Consider the following 17921-nt stretch of genomic DNA (forward strand, 5'->3'; position numbering starts at 1 on the left):
CGAGGGAGAGGGCCATGCAACTGGTGTGTCCGGCCGGCAACCTGCCGGCCCTGCGCGCGGCGATCGACGCCGGGGCCGACGCGGTCTACGCCGGCTTCCGCGACCAGACCAACGCCCGCGCCTTCCCCGGCCTGAACTTCGACCTGCGCGAGCTGCGCCAGGGCATCGCCTACGCCCACGCCCTGGACCGCCAGGTCTACCTGGCCCTGAACACCTATCCGGACAGCGTGCGCCTGCCGTACTGGCAGGCCGCGGTGGACCAGGCCGCCGAGCTGGGCGTGGACGCGATCATCGCCGCGGAGCCGGGCGTGCTCGACTACGCCTGCCGCGCCCATCCGCAGCTGGCCCGGCACCTGTCGGTGCAGGGTTCGGCGACCACCGCGCCGGCGCTGAAGTACGCGTACGAGCGCTTCGGCATCGCCCGCGCGGTGCTGCCGCGGGTGCTGTCGGTGCAGCAGGTCGAGCGCCTGTGCGAGGCTGCGCCGGTGCCGCTGGAGGTGTTCGCCTTCGGCAGCCTGTGCATCATGGTCGAGGGCCGCTGCCAGCTGTCCAGCTACGTCACCGGGATGTCACCCAACCGCCACGGCGTGTGCTCGCCGGCCAGCTTCGTGCGCTGGGACGAGCACGCCGACCGCAGCCGCAGCGTGCGCGTCAACGGGATGCTGATCGACCGCTTCGCCGAGGGCGAGCCGGCCGGCTACCCGACCGTGTGCAAGGGCCGTTATGCCGTGGGCGGCGAGGTCTTCCACGCGCTGGAGGAACCGACCAGCCTCAACACCCTGGAACTGCTGCCGCGGCTGGCGCAGGCGGGCGTGGCGGCATTGAAGATCGAGGGCCGCCAGCGCGGCGTGGCCTACGTGCGCGCGGTCGCGTCCACCTGGCGCCAGGCGATCGACCGCTACCGCCAGGCGCCGGAGCGCTGGACCACCGAAGCGGCCTGGCAGCAGGCGCTGTCGGCGCATGCCGAAGGCCAGCAGACCACGCTCGGTCCCTACCACCGTGCCTGGCATTGAGGAGCGGGTCATGAACGCATCGATGAAGCTGAGCCTGGGTCCCCTGCAGTACTTCTGGCCGCGCGCGGCCACCCTGGCGTTCTACCGCGCCGTCGCCGGCTGGCCAATCGACATCGTCTACCTGGGCGAGACCGTGTGCAGCAAGCGCCGCGAGCTGGGCTTCCGCGACTGGCTGGCGCTGGCCGAGGAACTGGCGGAGGCCGGCAAGGAAGTGGTGCTGTCCACCCTGGCCCTGATCGAGGCCGAGTCCGAGCTGGGCGTGGTCCGCAACCAGGTCGGCAACGGCCGCTTCATGGTCGAGGCCAACGACCTGTCGGCGGTGCAGTTGTGCCGCGAGCGGAAGGTGCCCTTCGTCGGCGGGCCCAGCCTCAATGTGTACAACCACCGCGCCCTGGCGATGCTGATGGAGGACGGCCTGCGGCGCTGGGTGCCGGGCGCCGAGCAGGGCCGGGTGCTGCTGCAGGAGCTGCGTGGCGCGCTGGAGGCCGAAGACCTGGCCATGCCCGAACTGGAGATGCTGGCCTGGGGCCGGCTGCCCTTGTCGTACTCGGCGCGCTGCTTCACCGCGCGCGCGCTGGACCTGCCCAAGGACCAGTGCGGCTTCCGCTGCATCGACTATCCCGACGGGCTGCCGCTGGCCACCCGCGAGGGCGAGCCGTTCCTGACCATCAACGGCATTCAGGTCCAGGGCACGGAGGTGATCGACATGGCCCCGGAGCGCGAGGCGATGGCCGCCTGCGGTATTGGGGTGCTGCGGATCTCGCCGCAGGCACAGGGCATGGAGGAGGTGATCGCGCACTTCCGGCAGACGCTGGAGGCGGACGCCCCGCCGCCGGCGCTGGGCGCGCGCAACGGCTACTGGCACGGACAGGCGGGCAAGGCCTCGCTGGCGGGCATGGAGCCGGGAAAGGCGGCCTGAACGTCGGGGCACGTGCTGAATCCAATCGCGATTTCCTGTAGGAGCCGGTCTTGCCGGCGACCGCCATGGTGGAAGCGTCTGCGTGAAGCCGGGTGCCAGTGATCCGTCCGCCTCCACAGTCGCCGGCAAGACCGGCTCCTACAGGGGGAACACCGCAGAAGATCGCTACCGCGCGGCCTGCGCGCTACCGGCCGTCGCTGCGGTAATGCGCGCCCAGGCTGCCGCGGCGCTCCAGGGCGGCAGCCAGCATCCTGACCGCGAGCCGGCCCTGCCAGCCGTGGCCGTCGGCGTCGGCCTCCAGCATCCTCCGGGTCGCCGCCAGCGCGGTGCCGTCGCGCACCGGGCCCAGCGCGTTCCACAGCAGCAGGCGTAGGCGCGCCATCGCCTCCGCGCCTGCGGCCGGGCCGCTGCCGGTCCAGACGTGGGTGCCGCGCGCGGGCATCGGCAGGACGCCGGCTTCCGCGAACTGCCGGCCCAGGCGGTGGCCAAACACCAGGCCTTCCAGCAGCGAGTTGCTGGCCAGGCGGTTGGCGCCGTGCACGCGGTTGCAGGCGACCTCGCCGACCGCATGCAGGCCGCGCACGCCGGTGCGGCCGTCGCGGTCGGTGGCCAGGCCGCCCATGTGGAAGTGCGCGGCCGGGGTGACGGGGATGCGCTGGGTGGCCGGGTCGATGCCGTGCGCCAGGCAGGCCGCGTGCACGGTGGGGAAGCGCGACGGCCAGGCCTCGCCGAGTGCGGTCGCGTCCAGCCAGGCGCCTTCGCCGTTCTGCACGGTCTGCCACACGGTGCGCGCGACCAGGTCGCGCGGGGCCAGGTCGGCCAGCGGATGCAGCCCGGCCATCAGCGGCCGGCCCTGGTCGTCGTACAGGCGCGCGCCGGCGCCGCGCAGGGCCTCGGTGACCAGCGGCAACGGCTGGCCGTCGCCGCGGCCTTCGCCGACCGCCAGCGCGGTGGGATGGAACTGCACGAACTCCAGGTCGCGCGCCTGCGCGCCGGCGGCCAGGCCCAGCGCCAGGCCGTTGCCGTCGGCGCCGGCCGGATTGGTGCTGGCGGCGAACAGGGCGCCGATGCCGCCGGTGGCCAGCACGACCTCGGCGGTTTCCACCAGTGCCGAGCCGCCCTGCGCGTCGCTCAGGCACACCCCGGCGACCGCGCCGCCGCGCAGCAGCAGGGCCAGGGCCTGCTGGCCTTCGCGCAGTTCGATGTGGCCGGCCGCGCGCGCCGCGCGCCAGAGGGCGGCGACCAGGGCCGCGCCGCTGGCGTCGCCGCCGGCATGCACGATCCGGTCGGCGTGGTGGCCGCCCTCGCGGCCCAGGCGCAGGCGTCCATCGTCGTCCCGGTCGAAGGCCAGGCCCAGCGCCTGCAGCCGGGCGATCGCCGCCGGCGCCTGCTCGGCCAGGTACTGCACGGCGGTGCTGTCGTTGTGGCAGGCGCCGGCCTCCAGGGTGTCGTGCACGTGCGCGGTCGGACAATCGCCCGGGCCGATCGCCGCGGCGATCCCGCCCTGGGCCAGGGCGCTGGCGCTGTCGCCGCCGTCGCGGCCGCGGGCCAGCAGCAGCACCGGCCGCGGCGCCGCGGCCAGCGCCACCGACAGCCCGGCCACGCCGCCGCCGACTACCACCAGCGGGGGCCGCGGCGCGCTCACGCGCGGTCGCGGCGGCCCCCCGCCAGCATCCGCTCCAGCGCGGTGCGGGCGCGCGCGGCGATCTCCGCCGGCACCAGCACCTCGTGCTTCAGTTCCTGCAGGCAGGCGTGGATGTTGGGCAGGGTGATCCGCTGCATGTGCGGGCACAGGTTGCAGGGCTTGATGAATTCCACGTCGGGGAAGCGCGCGCGCAGGTTGTCGGCCATCGAGCACTCGGTGATCAGCGCCACCCGCTTCGGCCGTTCGCGTTCCAGCCAGGCGCCCATGGCGGTGGTCGAGCCGACGAAGTCGGCCTCGTCCTGGACCTCGGGAGGGCATTCGGGATGGGCGACCAGGCGCGCGTCGAAGCGCTCGCGCGCATGCCGCGCCTGCTGCGCGGTGAACTGCTCGTGCACTTCGCAGCGGCCGTCCCACAGCACCAGCGCGATCCCGGTCTGCTGGGCGACGTGGTGGCCGAGGAAGCGGTCGGGCAGGAAGATCACCGTGTCCGAGCCGTACTCGGCGGCCATCGCCTCGACCACCTGGGTGGCGTTGGCCGAGGTGCAGCAGGCGTCGGACTCGGCCTTCACCTCGGCGCTGGTGTTGACGTAGCTGACCACCGGCGCGCCGGGATGGCGCCGGCGCAGTCCGCGCACGTCGGCGGCGGTGATCGAGGACGCCAGCGAGCAGCCGGCCTCCGGGTCGGGGATCAGCACGGTCTTGCCCGGAGCCAGGATCTTGGCGCTCTCGGCCATGAAGTGGACACCGGCCAGCACGATCAGTTCGGCGTCGCAGTCGGCGGCGGCCTGGGCCAGGGCCAGCGAGTCGCCGGTGACGTCGGCCACGCCGTGGAAGATCTCCGGCGACTGGTAGCTGTGGGCCATGATCACCGCGCCGCGCTCGCGCTTGAGGCGGGCGATGGCGTCGATCCACGGCAGGTGCAGAGGCCATTCCAGGCAGGGCAGCAGGGGTTCGAGCCTGGCCCCGAGTTCGGCGTAGCGCGCCTCCAGTTCCGGGTGCCAGCTCAGGCCGGGGCCGGCCTGCGGCGCCGGCGCGCGCGCGCCGCCCTCAGCCATTGCGGTGGGCCTCGCGCGCGGCGCGCAGCAGCCGGCTGCCGCGCTGCAGGACGATGCGCTGGGCCAGCGGCAGGTCTTCCCAGGGCAGGCGGTCGAGCAGGTTGCGCACGGTCAGGCCGAGCTCGATGTCGCCGGTGAGCACCAGCCGGCGCTGGAAGAACAGGGTGTCGGCGTCCTCCAGGCGGCTGGCCAGCAGGGCCAGGTCGGTGGCGCTGCCGCGCACGGTGGCTTCGGCCGGCGCATGGCAGGCCTGCAGGCGGCCGTTGCTCCAGGCGAACACCCATTCCAGGCCGAGGTCGTCCATGGCGATGCCGAGGCGGCGGTCGCGGACGATCTCCAGGGTGTCCGGGTCGAGGCGGGCGAGGGCGCGGCCGAGGATGCGTGCGGCCAGCGGGGCGTGGCTGGCGCGCGGCAGGGGGCGCAGCACGGGTTGCCAGCGCCGCGGCGGCGGCAGCAGGCGCAGGAGGCGGTCGGCGGCGGCCGCGGGCGGTGCGGGAAGCGGGAGGGGCATGGGCAGGCCGGGCAGGAAGCGGTCGCCGGCGGTGCCGGCCTGGGCCTGCGGGGGGCAGGCGTCGGAGATCAGGGCGTGCATCAACGCATCGGCGGTGTCGCCGGGTACTGCCACGCGCGCAGCCACCCGCCGCGCGCGTGACAGCACCCCCGCCTCACGCTCGCCGTCGCGGACCGGGAGACCGGCCATGCGCTTGCTGCGCTGGACCGCACCGACCAGGCGTCGGCGCAGGCCGGCCAATGCCACCACCGCGTCGTCGACGTGATCGATCGCATGGCGTGCGCCGGCCAGGGTGCCGGCGGCGAGCCGGCGGGCCGGTGCGCTGCCGGGAGCGATCGACGGCGGCAACCCTCGTGGCGTGTGCATGCAGGTCCGCAGTGAAGTGGCGAGCGCAGCGATCCTAGCGACGGCGGCGCGGGCGCCTCCTGATCCAGATCAAGCCGGCCCGGATCCGTGCGCGCGGCGTCCGTGGGCTTTACGCATCGTCCTCCCCCTCACTCCCTTCATTCCCCTCTTTCCCTCCCTGCACCTGCAACCCCAGCGCCGCCGGCAGCACCTGCCCGTGATACACCGCCTGTGCCTCCTCCAGGTCGAAGTCCGCGTGCCTGCGCTTGCGCACGCCATAGTCGGACAGGGTCAGATGCGCGTCCGGCCGCACGCCGGCCTGCTCCAGGCAGGCGCTCACACAGTGCAGGACGCAGCCGTCCAGGGCCAGGATCGGCCGCCCCGACTGCGCGGTGCGGACCAGTCCGGTCACCCCGCCGCCGACCCCGGCGATGCACGACATCTCCGCGGCCCCGGCGCGGTCCAGCCACAGGGCCATCGCGTTGGCCATCTGCGCCGCGCTCGAGCAGCCGGAGCAGCTGTACACCAGTGGGGGTTTGCGGCTCATCGGGCGCCTCCATGGTCGCGGGCGAAGTCGTGGGCGCGGCGCAGGCAGCGCAGCAGGCACAAGGCGGTGGCCGCGTAGGCGGCGGCCAGGGCGAGGCCGGCCGCAGCCGCCAGGACGGGCCAGATCGTCGCCGCGACCAGCAGGGCGGATGCGGCGAGGTGGGCGAGCAGGGCGGCGTGCTTGTCCGCGTCCGGGATCAGGCGGCCCACCGCCAGGATCCGCACGCCGCGCGGGCAGCGTTCGCGCAGGGCGATCCAGGTGATGAAGGCGACCACTTCCAGCAGCATGCCGTTGACCAGCAAGGGCACGCCGATGCCGATGCCGAGCACGCCGGCCAGCACGCCGGCCGGCTCCGGGGCGCCGGCCGCCGCGGCACAGGCGGCCAGTGCCGCCAATGCCAGGACGATGCAGCCGGCACGCCAGAACCGGACCAGGGTGGGGTTGCGCCGATGCGGGGCACGCCATTGCAGCCACAGCACCGCCGCGGCGAACGCCAGGGTCGGCACGGTCATTGCCAGCGCGGGCAGCAGCGGCGGCGCGCCGCACAGGCGGGCGATGGCGGCAGCCGCCAGCAGCGCGAAGGTGACCGCGATCCAGGCGCGCAGCGCCCACGGCGGCACCGCCGCGGTGCCCTGGAACATCGGCACGGTGGTGGCGCCCACCGCCGCCAGCAGCCCCAACATCCAGCCGCCCATGCCGAGGCTGCCGTGGGCGTCGGCCAGGCGATCCAGCGGCAGGGCGATCCAGCCGCCGAGCACGGCCGCGGCCAGCACGCCCAGGACCACGGTCGCCGCCAGCGCAAGCGCCGCCATGCCGAGGCCGGCGCGCAGCAGGCGCTGGGTACCGCGGCGCAGCAGGGCCGGCAGCGCCGGCAGGACCGCACCGAGCAGGGCGGCGGCCAGCAGCAGGCCGGCCGGGGCCAGCAGCGCGTGCAGGTGGTACAGCCCGCACAGGAACAGCAGCAGGCCGAGGTTGAGCAGGGCGTGCAGCCACGGCGCCAGCGCGGCGCCCGGCACCGGCGTGGCCGCGGCGACCGGCAGGAACTGGGCCAGGCTGCCGAGCATCGCGTTGCCGAGCACGCCCAGGGTGAACAGGTGCACCAGCGCCACCGCCGGCGGCGCCCAGCGGCCCAGCGCCAGCGCGCCGGGATCGGCGAACAGCACCAGCCCGGCGACCACGCCCCACAGCGGCGCGGTCAGCAGGAAGCGCAGGGGACGCCAGAAAGGCGGCGCCCGGCCCAGCGCCAGCGAACTCATTCCGGCGCGTATCCGGACAGCAGCGCGGCCTCGTCCTCCTGGCGGCAGATCGCGATCCGCGCGCCGCCTTCGGCCAGGCCTTCGATCCGCCAGGCGTAGCCCCATCGCGCCAGGGTCGGCAGCAGGGGTTCGGGTCGCTGCGGGGTGAGCGCGTCCAGGCGCTCGCCGGCCGCCAGCGTCTCGAGCGTGTCGAGGATGCGCTGCATCGGTTCGGGCGGCGGCAGGTGGCGCAGGTCGAGGAGCGGAGGCATGGCGGCGGTTTCGTGGCGATGGCGGCGTGCGGCCACCATCGCGCCCGCGCGCGGGCGGTGCCTTGACCTGCATCAGGCCGGCATCGATGGGCCACCTGGCACCCGCATGCGTTCAGCTTGATCCCGGTCATGGAGGCGCGGCAGCGGCAGGGCCTACGGTGCGCGCACCCCACAACAGAGGTGTGCTGCATGAAGATCCGTTCCACCCGTCGCGCCTGGTCGGCGCTGGCCGCATTGCCGCTGGCGCTGTCCACGCTCGCGGTCGCCGCCGCCGAGCGCGAAGGCGCCTACCTCGACCTGCGCTACCGCCACGAGCGGGTCGACCAGGACGGCCTGGCGCGCGACGCCGGCGCCGATACCCTGCGCCTGCGCGCAGGCTTCCGCAGCGGCAGCTGGCACGGCTGGTCCGCCCTGGCCGAGGCCGACGCGGTGATGGACCTGGGCGATGGCCATTACAACGACACCCGCAACGGCCAGCGCCAGTACCCGGTGGTCGCGGACCCGGCCGGCGCCGAGCTCAACCAGGCGCTCGTGCGCTACGCCCACGGCCAGGCCAGCGCCAGCTTCGGCCGCCAGCGGATCAACCTGGGCAACCAGCGTTTCGTCGGTGGCAGCGCCTGGCGCCAGAACGAGCAGACCTTCGACGGCGTGCGGGTGCAGTGGCAGCCCCTGCAGAAGCTGAGCCTGGACTACGCCTGGCTGGACGGCATCAACACCGTGTTCGGGCCGCAGGACAGCGCCGCGTCCACCCGCGCCAATCCGTCCGACATCGAGGGCCGCAGCCAGCTGCTGCAGGCCACCCTGCAGCTCGTCCCGGCGCTGGCGGCCAGCGCCTATCACCATCGCCTGGACCTGGAGGACGCGGCGGTCACCGCGACCGCGCCTTTGGGCACCCTGGTCAGCCGCACCAGCGGACTGCGCCTGGAGGGCAGGCGGCGCGGGTGGAGCTACGCCGCCGAATACGCGCGCCAGCGCGAGCTGGACCGCAATCCATGGCGACTGGACAGCCGCTACCGCCTGGCGGAGCTGGGCTACAGCGTGCGCGGCGCGGTGCTCAAGGCCGGCTACGAGTCGCTCGGCGGCGGCGAGGGCACGGGCAATCGTGCGTTCCAGACGCCGCTGGCGACCAAGCATGCCTTCCAGGGCTGGGCCGACGTGTTCCTGACCACGCCGGCGGCGGGCGTGGACGACCACTACGCGGGAATCACCGCGCCGCTGGCCGGCGGCAGCCTGCAGGCCTGGTACCACGACTTCGTGCCCGAGCGCGGCGGCGGCCGCTACGGCAAGGAGATCGACCTGTCCTGGGCGCATGCCATCCCGGGGGTGAAGGGGCTGAGCGGGCTGGCGAAGCTGGCGCATTACCGCAGCGACGATGACGCGCGCACGGCGGACGTGGACAAGGTCTGGCTGCAGTTGCAGTACGCGTACTGAGTCGGAGGCAGGCCGGGATGTTGCGCCGCGGCGCTTCGGGGTTGGCCGGCTGTTTCCCTAGCCGGCGTCGCCGCGTGCCCGTCCTCCGGCTTCCGGACCGCGGTCACGCTTCCCGTGCCGGCCGCGGGAATCCGCCGGCCGCTTGATCCACGTCAAACAACATGTGGTGCCTGATCAACAGAATCACCCCACATCTTGTGGAGGAGGTTCCCTCATGGACAGGCACGCGGACGGCCAGGGCGCGCCCCGGCTGCGGCCCCAGGCGACCCGGGTGGACCCAGTGGCCACGGTCGAGGAGTACCTCAACCGGGCCGACTGGCGGGTCAACGCCAACGCCAACCAGGGCTACTCGCTGGGCGGGCTGATCCTCAACGTGGCCGGCAAGGTCACCGCCAACTACTGGCTGGACCGGATCTACCCGGCCGCCATCGGCCGCGCCCACCGCGAGGGCGACCTGCACATCCACGACCTGGACATGCTCTCCGGCTACTGCGCCGGCTGGTCGCTGCGCACCCTGCTGTACGAAGGGCTCAACGGCGTGCCCAACCGGGTCGAGGCCGGACCGCCGAAGCACCTGTCCTCGGCGGTGGGCCAGATCGTCAACTTCCTCGGCACCCTGCAGAACGAATGGGCCGGTGCCCAGGCCTTCTCCTCGTTCGACACCTACATGGCCCCGTTCGTGCGCAAGGACGCGCTGTCCTACGAGCAGGTGCGCCAGTGCATCCAGGAGCTGATCTACAACCTCAACGTGCCCTCGCGCTGGGGCACCCAGACGCCGTTCACCAACCTCACCTTCGACTGGGTCTGCCCGGCCGACCTGCGCGAACAGACCCCGTTCATCGCCGGCGAGGAGATGCCGTTCGCCTACGGCGAACTGCAGGCGGAGATGGACATGATCAACCGCGCCTACATCGAGGTGATGAGCGCGGGCGACGCCAAGGGCCGGGTGTTCACCTTCCCGATCCCGACCTACAACATCACCGCCGACTTCCCCTGGGAGTCGGAGAACGCCCAGCGCCTGTTCGAGATGACCGCCCGGTACGGCCTGCCGTACTTCCAGAACTTCATCAACTCCGAGCTGGACCCGGGGATGATCCGCTCGATGTGCTGCCGCCTGCAGCTGGACCTGCGCGAGCTGCTCAAGCGCGGCAACGGCCTGTTCGGCAGCGCCGAGCAGACCGGCAGCCTGGGCGTGGTCACGATCAACTGCGCGCGCCTGGGTTACCTGCACCGCGGCGACGAGGCCGCGCTGTTCGCGCGCCTGGACGAACTGCTGGAGCTGGGCCGGCAGAGCCTGGAGATCAAGCGCCAGGTGGTGCAGGAGCTGATCGACGGCGGCCTGTATCCCTACACCAGGCGCTACCTGGGCAGCCTGCGCAACCACTTCTCCACGCTGGGGGTGAACGGGATCAACGAGATGATCCGCAACTTCAGCGACGACGCCCACGACATCACCAGCGAGTGGGGCCACGCCTTCGCCCTGCGCCTGCTCGACCACATCCGCGAGAGGATGGTCGTGTTCCAGGAGAAGACCGGCCACCTCTACAACCTCGAGGCCACGCCGGCCGAGGGCACCACCTACCGCTTCGCCAGGGAGGACCGCCGGCGCTGGCCGCGGATCCTGCAGGCCGGGAGCGACGACCAGCCGTACTACACCAACTCCTCGCAGCTGCCGGTGGGCTTCACCGACGACCCGTTCGAGGCGCTGGAACGGCAGGAGGCCCTGCAGTCGCGCTACACCGGCGGCACCGTGCTGCACCTGTACATGGGCGAGCGCGTCTCCAGCGGCGCCGCCTGCCGCGACCTGGTCCGGCGCGCGCTGACCCGCTTCCGCCTGCCCTACATCACCATCACCCCGACCTTCTCGATCTGTCCCGTGCACGGCTACCTGGAAGGCGAGCACGCCTATTGCCCGCGCTGCGACGAGGAGAAGCTGGCGCAGAAGCGCCGCGAACTGGCCGGCGCGGCCTAGCCGCTCCATCCACCCAACCCCGTCGTCCCGGCGCATGCCGGGACCCAGCGACTTCAAGCCACGCCGTCCACCGGCAGCACACCGGCCGATGCCGTCCCACCCCCGCCGCCCATCCCGCAACAGGAGAGCACCCATGAACGTCACCACCATCGTCCCCACCCTGCGCGACGAAGAACGCCAGCCCTGCGAAGTCTGGACCCGGGTCATGGGCTACCACCGCCCGGTCTCCAGCTTCAACATCGGCAAGCAGGGCGAGCACGCGGAGCGCCGCTTTTTCGTCGAGTCGGTCTTCGCCGAGCCGGCCCCGGCCGGAACCGCGCGCGCCGCATGATCCGGATCGGCGGCATGCTGCCGCTGACCACGATCGACTTCCCGGGCAGGCTGGCGGCGGTCCTGTTCCTGCAAGGCTGCCCCTGGCGCTGCGGCTACTGCCACAACCCGGAACTGCTGCCCGCCCGCGGCGAGGACGCGATCGCCTGGGAGCAGGCGATCGCCTTCCTGCGCCGCCGCCGCGGCCTGCTCGATGGCGTGGTCTTCTCCGGCGGCGAACCGATGCTGCAGCCCGGGCTGCCGGCCGCGGTACGTGCCGTGCGCGAGCTCGGCTTCGCCACCGCCCTGCACACCGGCGGCATGTATCCGCTACGCCTGGCGCGCCTGCTGCCGTACCTGGACTGGGTCGGCCTGGACATCAAGGCCTTGCCCTCGCGTTACGCCGAGGTCACCGGCCGCCGCCTCGGCGCCGATGCGGTGTGGGACTCGCTGAAGTGGCTGCTGGCCAGCGGCGTGGACTACGAGTGCCGTACCACCTGGCATCCGGACCTGTACCCGGAGGAAGAACTGCATGCCCTGGGCCGCGAACTGGCCCGCCGCGGCGTGCGCCGATGGGTGGTGCAGGAGTGCCGGCTGGACCCGGCGCGGCACGGACCGTGGACGGCGCCGGATCTGGGTGCACTTGCCGATGGCGTCGCGGGAGTCGAACTGCGGCGGGCGTGAGGGAACGGTCCACGCGATGGCCCGTCCGTCGGGATGGTCAGCCCTTGTCCGGAGTTCGCTTCCGTGCGCTGGGCCTCGGGCCGCTGGCCCTCCGATGGCCGCCCCGGCCCGGGAATGCGAAGATCCGCCACGCTGTCGCGGATCCCGCCGCGATGACCCCTCCCAAGAGACCCAGTGAAGACACCACAAGGACTGCAGGCGCTGATCGACGACGGTGTCATCGACGAGGTGCTGCGGCCGCTCAAGAGCGGCAAGGAAGCGGCGGTGTACGTCGTGCGCAGCGGCGAGGAGGTGCGCTGCGCGAAGGTCTACAAGGACATGGCCCAGCGCAGCTTCCAGCAAAGGGTGCAGTACCAGGAGGGCCGCAAGGTGCGCGGCAGCCGCGAGGCCCGCGCGATCGGCAAGGCCAGCAAGTACGGGCGCAAGCAGCAGGAGACGGCCTGGAAGAACACCGAGGTCGAGGCGCTGTACCAGCTGCGCGAGGCCGGGGTGCGGGTGCCCGAGCCGTACGGCTATTTCCACGGCGTGCTGGTGATGGAACTGGTCACCGATGCCGGCGGGTTCTCGGCGCCGCGCCTGGGCGAGGTCGAGCTGGACCCGGCGCAGGCGCGCGAGTTCCACCGGGTGCTGGTCCGGCAGGTGGTGCTGATGCTGTGCTGCGGCCTGATCCATGGCGACCTGTCGCCGTACAACGTGCTGGTCGGGCCGGACGGGCCGGTGGTGATCGATTTCCCGCAGGTGGTCAGCGCCGGCGGCAACAACGCGGCGCGGACGATGCTGCTGCGCGACATCAACACCCTCACCGCCTGGCTGGGCCGTTGCGCGCCGGAGCTGCTGGACACCTGGTACGGCGAGGAGATGTGGGCGCTGTTCGAGGCCGGCGAGCTGCGGCCGGACACGGAACTGAGCGGCGAGTTCACTCCGGACGCATCCGCGGTCGACCTGGACAGCGTGCGCCACGCGATCAACGACGCCCGCGAGGAGGCGTTGATCCGGCAGCAGGGCCGCGAGGCGGCGGAAGAGGACGACTAGGCGTCGGGCGCCTTCAGAACCGCTCGCCCACCGGCAGATAGCGCCACGCGCCCGCCGGCATCGCCCCGTCCGCGCCCTTGCCCAGGCCGATCCGGCCGATGCGCAGGCGGCGGATGGACACGACTTCCAGCCCGACCTGCGCGCACATGCCGCGCAGCTGGCCCTCGCGCACGTCCTTGATCGCGAAGCGCAGCCGGGTTTCGTTCTGCCAGCTGACCTTGCACGGCGGCAGGATGCGGCCGTCGAACGCCAGGCCATGGCCCAGCCGCTCCAGGCCGTCGGGCGCGATACGGCCGCGGACCTCGACCACGTATTCGTGCTCGATCAGGGCCGCGTCCTCGACCAGGCGGCGCCAGACGCGGCCGTCCTGGGTCAGCACCATCAGGCCGCTGGCCTCGGTGTCCAAAGGCACCAGCGGGGTGAGTCGATGGAAATGCCTCTGCAGCAGGCGCGTGCCGCTGGGATCGTCGCTCCAGCGAATGGCCGGCGTCACCAGTGCTGCGGCAGGACGGGGACCGTCGATCGCATCGAAACCCGGTGGCTTGTGCAGCAGGATCGTGGCCGGTTCGATCTTTTCCAGGCGGGCGTCGGGGTCGAGTTCGATCCGCTCGGCGTCCACCCGGTGCTGCGGCCTTTCCATCACCTCGCCGTCCACCGAAACCCAGCCGTTGCGGATGAACTGCTCGGCCTCCTGGCGCGAAAGGCCGAACAGTTCGGCCACGCGTTGGACAAGTCGGACCGGGGCGGGCATGGGTGTTGCCGGGAGGAAAGGGGAGCGCAGTGTAGCGGCGGCGCGCGCGGGAGCGGCTGCCGGACGGGGCCTTTCATGTAAAATCGCCGCCTTTTGGGCGCTACGGTGGCGAAAGTCCAACAACGCGCACCCGTGCAGGCACCGGCGTTCGCCCGGCTGCTGGCACGCCTCGCGGACGCGGATATCCCGCCGTCCGGGCCCGGGCTGGGCGAACGGCTAGGGCAGTGGATCGACTGGAACCGCGCGGTGGTCCTGGCCCGTGCCCTGGACGGTCGCCTGCCCAAGGCTGGCGTGACTGGCGACGCGGCAGGCGACGTGGCGGCGGACGCGGCCGAGTGCGCCCGCGTACGCGCCTCGCTGGCTGAGGCCATCGCCGGCGAGCGCGGCCTGAACCTGCCCACCCCCGCGGCGGCACCGGACTATGCCCCGTTCCGCCAGTACTGCCTGGCGATGCAGCGGGCGATGCAGACCGCCAGCGGCCGCCTGCGCGGGCAGCTGCGCGAGCGCCTGACGGCGGGATCGCCGCAGATGGCGCGGCTGGCCGAGGTCGACGCGGTGATGGAGCAGGCCCTCAGCCCGCGCGAGCACGGCCTGCTGTCCGGCGTGCCGCTGATGCTGGAGGCGTACTTCGGGCGCCTGTGCGCGGCGGCCGCGCAGCCGCAGGCCGAGGCCGCCGAAAGCCAGGCCGCCGCGACCGTCGCGCCCTCCGTCGCCGCGCCTGGCGCCTGGCTGGCGCTGTTCCGCCGTGACCTCAAGGATGTCCTGCTCGCCGAACTCGACGTCCGCTTCCATCCCATCGAAGGCCTGCTCGCGGCGCTTCGCACTTCCTGATCTGATCGAGCGACATGTCCCGCAACTTCCTGCTCCCCGCCATCTTCCTCGCCGGCCTGGCCGCCATCGTTTGGGTCGCCATCGCCACCTTCGCCGTCCATCCCTGGGGCGTGCCGGTCATCGCCCTGGTCGCGGCCTGCTACCTGGCCGGCGCGTACGAACTTTTGCGCTACCGCCAGGCCACCGCGACCCTGGATTCGGCGCTGGACGCGTTGCCGGACGCGGCGGCTTCGGGCCTGGGCGAATGGCTGGCGCGCCTGCACCCGGGCCTGCGCCATCCGGTGCGCCTGCGCATCGAGGGCGAGCGGACCGCCTTGCCCGGCCCCGCGCTCACGCCCTACCTGGTCGGCCTGCTGGTGCTGCTGGGCATGCTCGGCACCCTGCTGGGGATGATGGCGACGCTGCGCGGCACCGGCCTGGCGCTGGAGAGCGCGACCGACCTGGAGGCGATGCGCGGCTCCTTGTCGGCGCCGGTGCGCGGGCTGGGCTTCGCCTTTGGCACCTCGATCGCCGGCGTGGCCGCGTCCGCAATGCTCGGTTTGCTGTCGGCCTTGTGCCGGCGCGAGCGGCTGGCCGCGGTGCACAGGCTGGACGCGGAGATCGCCACCACCCTGCGCCCGTACTCGCAGGCGCACCAGCGCGAGCAAGCCTTCGGGCTGCTGCGGCGCCAGGCCGAGCTGATGCCCGACCTGGTCGAGCGGATGCAGGCGATGGTCGCGGCGGTCGAGCGCCAGGCCGCGGCCAGCCACGAGCAGCTGGCGGTGCGCCAGCAGGATTTCCATGAGCGCCAGGAGGCGGCGCAAGCGCGCCTGGCCGGTACCCTCGAGCACGCCCTGAAGGCCGGCGTGGCCGAGAGCGCGCAGGCGGTGGCCGCGGTGCTGCAGCCGATGGCGCAAGCGACCCTGGACGGCCTGGCGCGCGAGGCCGCGGCCACCCACCAGGCGGTGGCGCAGGCCACCCGGCAGCAGCTCGACGGCCTGGCCTCCGGCTTCGAGCGCGCCGGCGCGGCCGCGGCCGAAAGCTGGAACGCGGCCCTGGCCGTCCAGCGCGAAGCCAATGCGGATGCCGCGCTGCGCCTGCAGGAAACCCTGGATGCGTTCGTCGCCGGCTTCGAACGAAGCTCCGCCGCGCTGGTCGAAGGCGTGGCCGCGCGCCTGGACCGCAGCGCGGCCGGCATGGACGACACCTGGCAGCGATCCATCGCCCTGCAGGCCGAGGCCAATGAAGCGCTGGTGGCGCGCCAGGGCCAGGCGCTGGACGCGGCCGCGGCCCACCTGGAACGCCAGGCCGGCGAACTGGTGCGCGGCCTCGACGGCAGCCACGCGCAACTGCACGCCGACCTGGCCGCGCAGGACGCGCGACGCCTGGAAGCATGGGCCGCGCAGCTGGCGGCGATCAGCGAAGGCCTGCGCGAGGACTGGACGCGCGCGGCGCAGGACGCCGCGCGCAGCCAGCAGGCGGTCTGCGCCACGCTGGAGCGCAGCGCCGGGCAGATCGCCGCCCAGGCCCGGGACCAGGCCGCGCAGACCATCGCCGAGATCGAGCGGCTGGTGCAGGCGGCCTCCGAGGCGCCGCGCGCGGCCGCCGAGGTCGTGGCCGAGCTGCGCCAGAAGCTGTCCGACAGCATGGTCCGCGACACCGCCATGCTCGAGGAGCGCACCCAGCTGATCGGCACCCTCGGCACCCTGCTCGACGCGGTCAACCACGCCTCTACCGAGCAGCGCGGCGCGATCGACGCTCTGGTCGCGACTTCGGCCGGGCTGCTGGAGCAGGTCGGCACCCGCTTCACCGACCACGTCCAGGCGCAGACCGGCAAGCTGGAAAACGTGGCCGCGCAGGTCGCCGCCGGCGCCGGCGAGGTCGCCGGCCTGGGCGATGCGTTCGGCATGGCGGTGCAGCGCTTCGGCGAATCCAGCGCCGGCCTGGTCGAGCGGCTGCAGGCGATCGAGGGCGCGCTGGAGCGCTCGCTGGCGCGCAGCGACGAGCAGCTGGCCTATTACGTCGCCCAGGCGCGCGAGGTGATCGACCTCAGCCTGCTGTCGCAGCAGCAGATCGTGGCCCAGCTGCAGCAGCTCGACGGCGCGCGCGGCGACGGGGCCGGCGCGGCATGAGCGTGGAGTTCGACGACGGCGAGGCGTCCGCGCCGATCTGGGCGACCTTCGCCGACCTGATGTCGGTGCTGCTGGGCGCGTTCGTGCTGGTGCTGGTCGGCGCGATCGCGATCCAGGCGCAGCTGGCCAGCCGCCTGGACGAGGAAGTGCGCCGGCGCGAGCAGGAGGAACAGCAGCGCCGCACCCTGGAGCAGGTGCTGGCGGTGCCGCTGGCCGAGGGCCGGGTGACCCTGGTGGACGGGCGCATCGGCATCGGCGGCAACGTCCTGTTCGCGCTCAACTCCGACCAGTTGCAGCCGGAGGGCGGCGAACTGCTGCGCAGCCTGGCCGGCCCGCTCGCCGGCTACCTGGCCGCGCGCGAGCAGATCCTGATGGTCAGCGGCTTCACCGACGACCGCCCGGTGCTGGGCAGCAACCGCCAGTTCGCCGACAACTGGGAACTGTCGGCGCAGCGCGCGCTGACCGTGACCCGCAGCCTGATCGAGGCCGGGGTGCCGGCGGACGCGGTGTTCGCCGCCGCCTTCGGCGCGCAGCAGCCGGTGAGCACGAACGACGACGAGGCCGGACGGGCGAAGAACCGGCGGGTGGAGATCGCGCCGATCCCGCGTCCGCAGCGAACCCAGGCGGCCCAGGCGACGCCGCCCGCGCAGAAGCAGGCCGATGGCGGCTGAGCACGTCGACCTGGCGGACTGGCTTGCGGTCCGGCGCGCGCAGGGTGGCGTGCAGGTCTGGCGACTGGACCTGATCGAGGCGCTGCACGCGCGCGCGGCTGCGCACCAGGGCGAAGCGCGACGGATGCTGGAAGCGCGGATATCCGCACTGGTGGCCGAATGCGAGGCCGTACCGGCACATGCGGCCGTGGTTGGTACCGGTGCCGCGCCGGAGCCCGGCGTGCTGGCCGCATTGGCGGACGAACTGGCTGCGCGGCAGCGGCAGCGCGACGAAGGCGCGGGCAGGCGGGTCGCGCTGCCGGCGCTGGAGGCCTCGCGCCGCACCTGGGCGCGGCTGCGTACCGAGGCCCAGCTGCGGCAGTCGTTGGAGCAGGTGGACGAGGACGCTGGCCCGCTCAACTCCGGTCGCCTGGTGCACCGGGCGCTGACCCTGATGCAGCAGTGCTCGCCCGGCTACCTGCAGCACTTCGTCGCCTACGTCGACGCGCTCTCGTCGCTGGAGTCGCTGCGCGCGGCGGCCACGCCGGAACCGCGCGCGGCCACGGCCAAGCCCGCCCGTTCGCGCACCCGCAAGCGCCGGTAGGCGC

General features: G+C 73.2%; 18 protein-coding genes. 11 read left to right on the forward strand and 7 right to left on the reverse strand.

The window, feature by feature from the left end:
* The first annotated feature begins 14 nt into the window (after nt 1-14).
* Together ubiU and CSC62_RS11460 are read left to right on the forward strand one after the other, a co-directional pair.
* Entirely contained in the window at nt 15-1013 is a 999-nt protein-coding gene (gene ubiU, locus CSC62_RS11455; protein WP_162406442.1) for a ubiquinone anaerobic biosynthesis protein UbiU, read from the forward strand.
* A 10-nt stretch (nt 1014-1023) separates the two neighbouring features.
* Complete coding sequence (locus tag CSC62_RS11460) at nt 1024-1932, forward strand: U32 family peptidase (protein WP_246194377.1); 909 nt, start codon at nt 1024-1026, stop codon at nt 1930-1932.
* A gap of 184 nt (nt 1933-2116) precedes the next feature.
* Here CSC62_RS11460 and CSC62_RS11465 read toward each other — a convergent pair whose 3' ends face one another.
* The 6 genes from CSC62_RS11465 to CSC62_RS11490 all read right to left on the reverse strand — a co-directional run bounded on the left by CSC62_RS11465 (nt 2117) and on the right by CSC62_RS11490 (nt 7542).
* On the reverse strand, nt 2117-3577 hold the full coding sequence (locus CSC62_RS11465) for an L-aspartate oxidase (RefSeq protein ID WP_162406444.1): 1461 nt from the start codon (nt 3575-3577) through the stop codon (nt 2117-2119).
* Nucleotides 3574-4632 carry a quinolinate synthase NadA gene (gene nadA, locus CSC62_RS11470; RefSeq protein WP_162406446.1) on the reverse strand — a complete coding sequence of 353 codons (1059 nt, stop codon included), beginning with the start codon at nt 4630-4632 and terminating at the stop codon, nt 3574-3576. The genes CSC62_RS11465 and nadA overlap by 4 nt, the downstream gene beginning before the upstream one ends.
* Entirely contained in the window at nt 4625-5509 is an 885-nt protein-coding gene (gene ubiT / locus CSC62_RS11475; protein ID WP_162406448.1) for a ubiquinone anaerobic biosynthesis accessory factor UbiT, read from the reverse strand. The genes nadA and ubiT overlap by 8 nt, the downstream gene beginning before the upstream one ends.
* Nucleotides 5510-5618: 109 nt before the next feature.
* A complete protein-coding gene (locus CSC62_RS11480) occupies nt 5619-6035 on the reverse strand; it encodes a putative zinc-binding protein (RefSeq protein ID WP_162406450.1) in 417 nt (138 codons plus the stop codon).
* Nucleotides 6032-7291 (reverse strand): hypothetical protein, encoded by a 1260-nt coding sequence (locus tag CSC62_RS11485; protein ID WP_162406452.1) that lies wholly within the window; start codon nt 7289-7291, stop codon nt 6032-6034. Before CSC62_RS11485 ends, CSC62_RS11480 begins: the two co-directional genes overlap by 4 nt.
* Nucleotides 7288-7542 (reverse strand): DUF2249 domain-containing protein, encoded by a 255-nt coding sequence (locus CSC62_RS11490; RefSeq protein ID WP_162406454.1) that lies wholly within the window; start codon nt 7540-7542, stop codon nt 7288-7290. Before CSC62_RS11490 ends, CSC62_RS11485 begins: the two co-directional genes overlap by 4 nt.
* Before the next feature lie 189 nt (nt 7543-7731).
* Here CSC62_RS11490 and CSC62_RS11495 point away from each other — a divergent pair, with 189 nt between their 5' ends.
* From CSC62_RS11495 to CSC62_RS11515, 5 genes are all read left to right on the forward strand, one after another.
* Nucleotides 7732-8973, forward strand: a complete 1242-nt coding sequence (locus tag CSC62_RS11495; RefSeq protein ID WP_162406456.1) for an alginate export family protein — start codon at nt 7732-7734, stop codon at nt 8971-8973.
* A 214-nt stretch (nt 8974-9187) separates the two neighbouring features.
* The gene (locus tag CSC62_RS11500) at nt 9188-10945 is read left to right on the forward strand and encodes a ribonucleoside triphosphate reductase (protein WP_162406458.1); all 1758 of its coding nucleotides are present in this window, start codon (nt 9188-9190) and stop codon (nt 10943-10945) included.
* A gap of 133 nt (nt 10946-11078) precedes the next feature.
* A complete protein-coding gene (gene nrdD, locus CSC62_RS11505) occupies nt 11079-11276 on the forward strand; it encodes an anaerobic ribonucleoside-triphosphate reductase (RefSeq protein WP_162406460.1) in 198 nt (65 codons plus the stop codon).
* 14 nt (nt 11277-11290) lie between these two features.
* Nucleotides 11291-11938, forward strand: coding sequence for an anaerobic ribonucleoside-triphosphate reductase activating protein (locus tag CSC62_RS11510; RefSeq protein WP_246194381.1), 648 nt, complete (start codon nt 11291-11293; stop codon nt 11936-11938).
* 174 nt (nt 11939-12112) lie between these two features.
* Nucleotides 12113-12970, forward strand: coding sequence for a PA4780 family RIO1-like protein kinase (locus CSC62_RS11515; protein ID WP_162406464.1), 858 nt, complete (start codon nt 12113-12115; stop codon nt 12968-12970).
* 13 nt (nt 12971-12983) lie between these two features.
* Here CSC62_RS11515 and CSC62_RS11520 read toward each other — a convergent pair whose 3' ends face one another.
* On the reverse strand, nt 12984-13721 hold the full coding sequence (locus CSC62_RS11520) for an rRNA pseudouridine synthase (protein WP_162406466.1): 738 nt from the start codon (nt 13719-13721) through the stop codon (nt 12984-12986).
* Nucleotides 13722-13814: 93 nt separating this feature from the next.
* Here CSC62_RS11520 and CSC62_RS11525 point away from each other — a divergent pair, with 93 nt between their 5' ends.
* The 4 genes from CSC62_RS11525 to CSC62_RS11540 are packed head-to-tail and all read left to right on the forward strand — an operon-like array spanning nt 13815 to nt 17917.
* Nucleotides 13815-14552, forward strand: a complete 738-nt coding sequence (locus CSC62_RS11525) for a DUF3348 domain-containing protein (RefSeq protein ID WP_211368980.1) — start codon at nt 13815-13817, stop codon at nt 14550-14552.
* Nucleotides 14553-14566: 14 nt separating this feature from the next.
* Nucleotides 14567-16663, forward strand: a complete 2097-nt coding sequence (locus CSC62_RS11530) for a DUF802 domain-containing protein (protein ID WP_162406470.1) — start codon at nt 14567-14569, stop codon at nt 16661-16663.
* Nucleotides 16660-17334 (forward strand): OmpA family protein, encoded by a 675-nt coding sequence (locus tag CSC62_RS11535; RefSeq protein WP_162406472.1) that lies wholly within the window; start codon nt 16660-16662, stop codon nt 17332-17334. Before CSC62_RS11530 ends, CSC62_RS11535 begins: the two co-directional genes overlap by 4 nt.
* Entirely contained in the window at nt 17324-17917 is a 594-nt protein-coding gene (locus CSC62_RS11540) for a DUF2894 domain-containing protein (protein ID WP_162406474.1), read from the forward strand. Before CSC62_RS11535 ends, CSC62_RS11540 begins: the two co-directional genes overlap by 11 nt.
* The last annotated feature ends 4 nt before the right edge of the window (nt 17918-17921 follow it).

Origin of the sequence: Pseudoxanthomonas jiangsuensis, assembly GCF_010093185.1 — a bacterium.
Classification (GTDB): Bacteria; Pseudomonadota; Gammaproteobacteria; order Xanthomonadales; family Xanthomonadaceae; genus Pseudoxanthomonas; species Pseudoxanthomonas jiangsuensis.